A 2,441-nucleotide genomic window follows, 5' to 3' on the forward strand; every position below is an offset into this window, starting at 1 on the left:
CATTTGCGCCGAGAACTGACCCGCCTCTTAGGTATGTTTCGGGTCGGTGGTGGTGGTCAAGTTCCTACTTTTCTCCTTTGCGGATTTGGGTTCCTGCGCTGAGCTGTTCTTGAATCGGAAGCTGTCGTTTCCGGTTTCGAGGATGTGGCAGTGATGGGTCAGGCGATCGAGCAGCGCTGTGGTCATCTTGGCGTCGCCGAAGACGCTAGCCCATTCGCTGAAGCTCAGGTTGGTAGTGATGATGACGCTGGTCCGCTCGTATAGTTTGCTCAACAGATGGAAGAGCAGTGCACCGCCTGACGCGCTGAATGGCAGGTATCCAAGTTCGTCGAGGATAACGAGATCGGAGTGTATGAGCCGGTTGGCGATCTGACCGGACCGTCCTTGAGCTTTCTCCTGCTCGAGAGCGTTGACCAGTTCGACGGTCGAGAAGAAACGAACCCGCTTATGATGATGCTCGATGGCCTGAACGCCGATCGCCGTGGCGACATGCGTTTTACCTGTGCCGGGTCCGCCGACCAGAACGATGTTGTTGGCCTCGTCGAGGAAGTCGCAGCGATGAAGCTGGCGCACGAGCGCCTCGTTGATCTCGCTGCTTGCGAAGTCGAAGCCGTTCAGATCACGGTAGGCGGGAAAGCGTGCCGTCTTGAGCTGATAGGCTGTCGATCTGACCTCCCTTTCTGCCGTCTCCGCTTTGAGGAGCTGCGACAGGACCGGAATCGCGGCCTCGAACGCCGGGGCTCCCTGTTCGGTCAGTTCCCCGACAGCCTGGGCCATGCCATGCATCTTCAATTGTCGCAGCATGATCACGATCGCACCGCTTGCCGGGTTATGGCGCATGGCGAATCTCCGTCTTTCTCAGGGTGTCGTAGCGTTCGACGTTGGCCTTTGGTTCATTGGTGAGTGTCAGTGCCTGGGGCGCGTCTATCGTCGGCGGCGTGAAGGTTTTGCCATCGACGAGACGATGCAGCAGGTTCAAAACATGCGTCTTGGTTGGAACGCCCGACTTCAGCGCCATGTCGACGGCCGATAGGACGGCTTGTTCATCGTGCTGCAGGACGAGCGCCAGGATGTCGACCATCTCACGGTCTCCGCCGGGCTTCTTGAGCAGGTATTGCTGCAAGGTCCGGAACGCGTCCGGTAGCTCAACGAACGGCGCACCATTGCGAAGAGCGCCGGGCTTGCGCTGTACGACAGCCAGATAGTGCCGCCAGTCGTAGATCGTCTGCCCCGGCCGGTCGTGGGAGCGATCGATGACGCGGTGATGCTCGCAGACCATCTGACCTTCCGCAGCGACAACGACACGATCCGGATAGACCCGCAGGCTTACCGGGCGATTGGCGAAGGATGCCGGGACGCTGTAGCGATTGCGTTCCAGATGGACGAGGCAGGTCGGCGTGACACGCTTTGTATATTCGACGAACCCGTCGAACGGCCGAGAGACCGGCATTAATGCCAGAGCCTCCTCAGCCCAGATATCGGCAATGGTGCCACGCATCTGGCCGTGTGGGGTCTTCGCCCAGAACTCCTTGCACCGAAGCTCAAGCCAGTCGTTCAGGGCTTCCAGCGATGGAAAGCGTGGGATCGGTTGAAAGAAGCGATGACGTGCATCCTGAATGTTCTTCTCGACCTGTCCCTTCTCCCAGCCGGACGCAGGATTGCAGAACTCCGGCTCAAACACATAGTGGCTGGCCATCGCCAGGAAGCGCACGTTGACGTCTCGCTCCTTACCACGGCCGACCTTGTCGATTGCCGTGCGCATGTTGTCGTAGATGCCGCGGCCGGGGATGCCGCCAAACACGCGGAATGCATGATTGTGGGCGTCGAACAGCATCTCGTGCGTCTGCAACAGATAGGCCCGGACGATGAAGGCGCGGCTGTAGCTTAGCTTCGTATGTGCGACCTGCAGCTTCGTGCGCTCATTGCCGATGATCGCCCAGTCCTCCGACCAGTCGAACTGGAAAGCTTCTCCGGGCTCGAATGCAAGAGGCACAAATGTGCCGCGCCCCGTCGTCTGGAATTCCCTCTGCCGGTCTGCCTTCCATTCCCTGGCGAAGGCTGCAACACGGCAATAGGAACCGTCGTAGCCGAGGCCCACCAGGTCGGCATGGAGTTGCTTCAGGGTGCGCTTTTGCTTGCGACCCTTCTTGGACTCCGTCTTTAACCAGGCCGACAGACGATCTGCGAATGGATCGAGTTTGCTCGGTCGCTCCGGCACCTTGAACTTCGGCTCCACGCCGTTCAGGCGCAGGTATTTGCGGATAGTATTTCGGGATAGGCCGGTCCTGCGGCATATCTCCCGGATGGATAAATGGTCTCTAAAATGCCAGCGTCGGATCACGCTCAATAACGCCATGTCGATCACTCCATAGCTCCCGCTGAAAACACGCGGAGCAAGGTTCAAAACATGGGTCAATTCTCGATGACAATATCCGGCAATG

Annotated in this window: 2 protein-coding genes; both read right to left on the reverse strand. The window is 58.8% G+C overall.

All coding sequences use genetic code 11. The features are described 5' to 3' along the window. Positions 1 to 27: 27 nt before the first annotated feature. Positions 28 to 840 carry an IS21-like element helper ATPase IstB gene (gene istB / locus RAC79_RS25535; protein ID WP_111793130.1) on the reverse strand — a complete coding sequence of 271 codons (813 nt, stop codon included), beginning with the start codon at positions 838 to 840 and terminating at the stop codon, positions 28 to 30. Next, entirely contained in the window at positions 830 to 2,356 is a 1,527-nt protein-coding gene (gene istA / locus RAC79_RS25540) for an IS21 family transposase (protein WP_374997692.1), read from the reverse strand. The genes istB and istA overlap by 11 nt, the downstream gene beginning before the upstream one ends. Positions 2,357 to 2,441 lie beyond the last annotated feature (85 nt).

Source organism: Agrobacterium sp. LR_9, from assembly GCF_041954855.1.
Classification (GTDB): domain Bacteria; phylum Pseudomonadota; class Alphaproteobacteria; order Rhizobiales; family Rhizobiaceae; genus Agrobacterium; species Agrobacterium leguminum.